This is a genomic window from Fervidicella metallireducens AeB (genome assembly GCF_000601455.1).
Classification (GTDB): Bacteria; Bacillota; Clostridia; order Clostridiales; family Caloramatoraceae; genus Fervidicella; species Fervidicella metallireducens.
In genome coordinates, this window is sequence record NZ_AZQP01000077.1 from 1 (window position 1) to 5088 (window position 5088).

At 29.8% G+C, this 5088-nt stretch carries 5 protein-coding genes; 4 read left to right on the forward strand and 1 reads right to left on the reverse strand.

All coding sequences use genetic code 11. The features are described from left to right. Positions 1-81 precede the first annotated feature (81 nt). Complete coding sequence (locus Q428_RS13265; RefSeq protein ID WP_035381717.1) at positions 82-759, reverse strand: Crp/Fnr family transcriptional regulator; 678 nt, start codon at positions 757-759, stop codon at positions 82-84. A 95-nt stretch (positions 760-854) separates the two neighbouring features. Here Q428_RS13265 and Q428_RS13270 point away from each other — a divergent pair, with 95 nt between their 5' ends. The 4 genes from Q428_RS13270 (at position 855) to Q428_RS13285 (ending at position 4875) form a co-directional block, all read left to right on the forward strand. Then, positions 855-1184 (forward strand): cupin domain-containing protein, encoded by a 330-nt coding sequence (locus Q428_RS13270; protein WP_035381720.1) that lies wholly within the window; start codon positions 855-857, stop codon positions 1182-1184. 6 nt (positions 1185-1190) lie between these two features. Continuing rightward, the gene (locus tag Q428_RS13275) at positions 1191-1673 is read left to right on the forward strand and encodes a permease (protein WP_035381721.1); all 483 of its coding nucleotides are present in this window, start codon (positions 1191-1193) and stop codon (positions 1671-1673) included. Position 1674: 1 nt separating this feature from the next. Beyond that, entirely contained in the window at positions 1675-2442 is a 768-nt protein-coding gene (locus Q428_RS13280; RefSeq protein WP_051515180.1) for a permease, read from the forward strand. 1059 nt (positions 2443-3501) lie between these two features. Continuing rightward, a complete protein-coding gene (locus tag Q428_RS13285; protein ID WP_035381722.1) occupies positions 3502-4875 on the forward strand; it encodes an MATE family efflux transporter in 1374 nt (457 codons plus the stop codon). Positions 4876-5088: the final 213 nt, after the last annotated feature.

Consider the following 5088-nt stretch of genomic DNA (forward strand, 5'->3'; position numbering starts at 1 on the left):
TAATATAACAATTATTAACTGTCCCTAATTGTCTTATAACAACTATTGACCGTCCCTTAAACCTGTTACCTTAAACCTGGATTAAAGTTTGCGAATAATATGAAAATCACAGATAGTAATTGAATGGGCGTTGTAATCGATAAGCCCATCTTTTTTCATTTTATTGAGTTCACGGGAAAGAGAAGTTCTTTGAATACCTAACCTTTCGGCTAATTCCTTTTTTGTTATATTTAATTTTATTTTATTTCTTTTTTGGGTGTAATACTCATAATTCAAGAATTCAATAATGGATTCCCTTATAGATTTCATTGAGATAGACTTAATTTTGCTTGTTAAAATAGCAGTTTTATCTGATATAGAAGTTAAAAATTTAACTAAAAAATCTTGGCTGGTCTGACAAAGTTGCAACATAACATCTTTTGGAATATGTAAAATTTCAGTATCTGATTTTGCTATCACACTCATAGGATAATAAGGATAATTTGAAAACAATAGGTTACCACCCATGCTATCTCCAATTTTAAATTCTGCAACAGTTAATACATTTCCTTTTTCATCGATTTTTTGAACAAGTACTTGACCTTTTAAAATAATATCGCAGTAATTGCATTTCTCGCTTTCAAAATGGATAATACTATTTTTGTTATATTTAGCGATAATAAAATTATGAGCTCTAAAAAAATTAAGCAGTTCTTTAGCGGAAAATTCATCAAATAAACCTGTTAGTATTAAAACGTCCAGATAGTCTTTAATGTTCATAAATATCACCTTTTTTAAAATTAGTTACCAAGGTAACTGTTCATCGTTGTGATTTATTATAATATGGATTTAAACAGAATGGAAGGAGGATTTTTATGCTGGAGAAAAAATATGTGTACAGTCTTACAGATGATAAAATAATTGAAAGGATTGTGGATGATGAAAATATTAACCTGAATCATATGGTTCTTGTTAAAGGAACAGGTCTTCCGGAACATTATTCCAATTCTAACGTCTATATGATAATTGTTCGTGGGAAGATGACTATACAGTTAAATGAACAAGAGCCACATCATTACATCAAAGGAGACATTATTAATATCTCATACAATACTAAAATGAATGTTCATAACCAAGACGATGAAGTATTGGAATTCTTTGTAGTAAAATCACCTAATCCTAAAAACTACAAAGAAAAGGAGTGATAAAATTTGGATATTTTTACAGTATCGTTATGGGGAGTGACAGGGGTTGCGTTTATCGCATCCCTTGTTGAAAACAAAGAAAAGACATTTGATTCTATGAAAATTGCAAGGGGCATGATGATAAATATGATTGGAGAGATAATAGGCATCTTGTTCCTTATAGGATTGATTCTGACTTTTATACCGCCTGAAGTTATAAAGGATATTTTAGGAAAATCAAATTTATTTATTTCAACCTTTATTTCTGCCTTTGTGGGTAGCATCACATTGATTCCAGCCTTTGTAGCATTTCCACTGGTAGGTTCTTTTGTAGATGCAGGTGCAAGTACTGTTCCTGCTGTTGCATTCTTAACTACTTTAACCATGGTTGGAATAGTAACATTCCCATTGGAAAAACATGAGTTTGGTTTGAAGTTTGCTGTTATTCGAAATGTTCTTAGTTTTGTATTTGCAATCATAATAGCGCTTACGATGGGGGTGATTATGTAAAATGATTGAAATAATCAAAAGGAACAAACTGCTGGCAGTAGTGTCTTTGACGTATATTTTTTTATTTATTGCAATGCCGGATAAGGCTTATTTATCTGTCAAAAACAGCATATATTACATTATAGAAATGTTAGAAATTATGCCTGTAATTTTTATACTTACATCAATTATTGAAGCTTGGGTTCCAAAAGAAGTAATAATAAATGGATTTGGGGAGAAAGCTGGAATAAAGGGGAGTATATTCTCTTTCTTGTTAGGCAGTTTTTCAGCAGGACCTATTTATGCAGCATTCCCAATCTGCAGAATGCTGTTAAAGAAAGGTGCTAGCATCGTAAATGTAGTTATTATTTTAAGTGCATGGGCAGTAATAAAGATACCTATGCTTGCCAATGAGGCAAAATTCTTAGGGCTACGTTTTATGGGAATAAGGTGGATATTGACAGTAATATCTATATTGATAATCTCATATATAGTGGCTGTATTTGTAAAAAAAGAAGATATTCCTATTCAGAAAGAGAACAATTTAAGCAAAATAATTGGTATTAATATTAAAAAACAATATTGTATTGGATGTGGGCTGTGTGAAAAATTAATGCCACAGTATTTTAAGGTAGTGGATAAAAAAGCAAAATGGAAAGAAGCTGCACTTAATGATATACAAATAAATAAATTGAAAGGGATAATGGATAAATGTCCTGTTAAGGCCATAGACTTTAGAAGAGAAGAAATAATATGCAAAAATAGTAATAGAAATATTAAATGTAATTAAGACAACAATTATATGTCCCCCAAATTATACCAGGAATTGTACTTGCGGTTATATCGACAATTTTTGTAAGGAAGCTTCCTAATACTATACATTGTCTTAAGGAAACTTTTAGCTATGAATAGAATATGAACCTTTAATATTTTAAGTGAAAACAAGTATTTTTAAACTAAAAAACATCTTCTTTTAAAGTGAAGCTGTTGCTGAGAATTCTTTGAAAGGAGATGTTTTCTTATACCTAGAATACCAAGTAAAAAACAATAATACCATTATTCATACAAAAGCGTGAAGTATAAGTAAAGTGAATTCCTTTAAGGACTATTAGGCTAATATTTATCATTAATTAAAATATATAAAAAACATATAAATTTAAATTATAACAATTATTAACTGTCCCTGGTATACACTAAAATGATTATAGACGCAACGCACCTACAATCCAATATTAAATTTTATACTTCAATCACCAAATCCACTCTTATTATCATAAGACATCACTCCTTTGCCTAATTTTTACATTAATATTATATGCTAAAAATGGTTAAATATCAATAGCGTCAGGGTTGAGTGTTACTTATTCAATTACTTTGATTTTTTGTAACTCCTACATATTTTAAGCACAGATATAAAAAATATGTGGTTATAGTGATATATAAGTAGTATTTGATTAAAATAGGGTGCTGATATAAACATCACCCTATTTTTTACCCATATCAATATAGAAGTTGTCACTAGAACCTTCATGAGTTATTTTTACTTTAAGCTGTGCAACATCTACAAAGTAATTTCCTTCTGTTTTTTGCCTATGTATGTAGTTTTATTTTTAACGTCATATGAATAGGGTTTATCTACATTTTTAACAACAAAGAATAACTGTATCAATAAATATTTTATTTAATTGCAGTATAGATTTACCTTATAAATTCATTTTAGACAATAGTTAATAACAATTTTCATCAGATATAGAAAAAATTATTATTTTATTGTTAAAATATTTAGATAAATGATAAAATAAAAGTACATTATGCAAAAGAATTTGAGAATTCTTCAGGGGGTGTTTTAATGGAGGCAAGTCAAAGAAAGGAACTTATACTGAAAGGGAATATGTATAAGGCTATAATAACCTTGGCTATACCAATTATGATTAATAGTGTTATACAAACTCTTTATGGCTTAATTAATGGAATTTGGGTCAGCAAACTTGGAAAAGTTCAATTTGCAGCCACATCTTTTGTGTGGCCTGTTAATTTTTTATTTATTTCACTTGGTATGGGGATATCCATTGCAGGAACAGCTATATTGTCTCAGCTTATAGGTGCCAACAGAAATAAAGAAGCTGATAAATATGCAACACAGATAATAGCAATTTCTTTAGTGAGCTCTATAATTTTTACTATCCTTGGAATATTAATATCTCCAGCTGTAGTTTATCTTATGGGTGCACGTGGTGATTTATATAATTACAGTGTATTATTTTTAAAATTAACCTTTCTTGAGATACCATTCATATTTGCATTTTTTAATTTCAATTCAATAATGAATGCACAAGGGAATACAAAAACACCAACTGTTTTAAGCGCTATAAGTGTTATTTTAAATGCCATTTTAGATCCAATATTTATTTTTACTTTTAATTTAGGAATTGCAGGGGCAGCTATAGCTACAATTATATGCAAAATGCTCTTGGTAGTAGCTGTAATATTTTATGCTAAAGGTCCATCCAATGTAATAAGACCGGATTTCAAAGATTTTAAATTTAGTAAAGATATAATAAAACAAATATTAAAGGTTGCAATACCTTCAGCTTTAGGTTCATCGGGTTCGGCCTTGGGATTTATCGTTTTAAATGGATTTATTGAATCCTATGGAATAGACACTATGGCTGCCTTTGCCACAGTTAACAGAATAACAGGACTTGTAATGCAGCCGGCTATGGGAATAGGAGCTGCTCTTACTACAATTATTGGACAAAATTTAGGAGCAGAAGATATTCAAAGAGCAGAAGAAGGTTTCACAAAATCTCTGAAGTTTACAATAGCATTTTCAATGGTTGGATGTATATTAATGCTTATCTGGGACAGGGAGATAATAAGTTTCTTTATGCAATCAGGTGATGAAGGGGTTATAACGGAAAGTATTGTTTATCTGAAATATATTTCTATATCTATGCCACTTATGGGTATATTCAGCGTACTCCAAGGGGTATTCCAGGGATCAGGGCATACAAAATATTCTATGAACATGGAAATAGGAAGACTTTGGTTTGTAAGACTGCCAATGATATTATTATTTAAGCACTTTACTTCAATTGGTTCACAGGGAATATGGTTTTCTATGAGTTCAAGTAATCTAATTATATGCCTATACGGTTATTATATTTACAGACAAGGGTGTTGGAGAAATAAAATTGTTAAAACTAAAGAAGTGTTGGTATAAAGGAAAAGGGACATATAAGAAAAATTTTGAACCAGTGAATAGTATCAACTTACCAAAGGTATGCTAATTTAAAAGCATGATTTTGGCTAGAGATGTTTTATTATTCCGAAAATTGAATGATTAAAGAAGAAAATATGTCATTTCTATTTCTATTTACTCTGGTAAAATTTTCTGATACGATATGAATGAGGGTTGATTTCTTATATTAAAAAA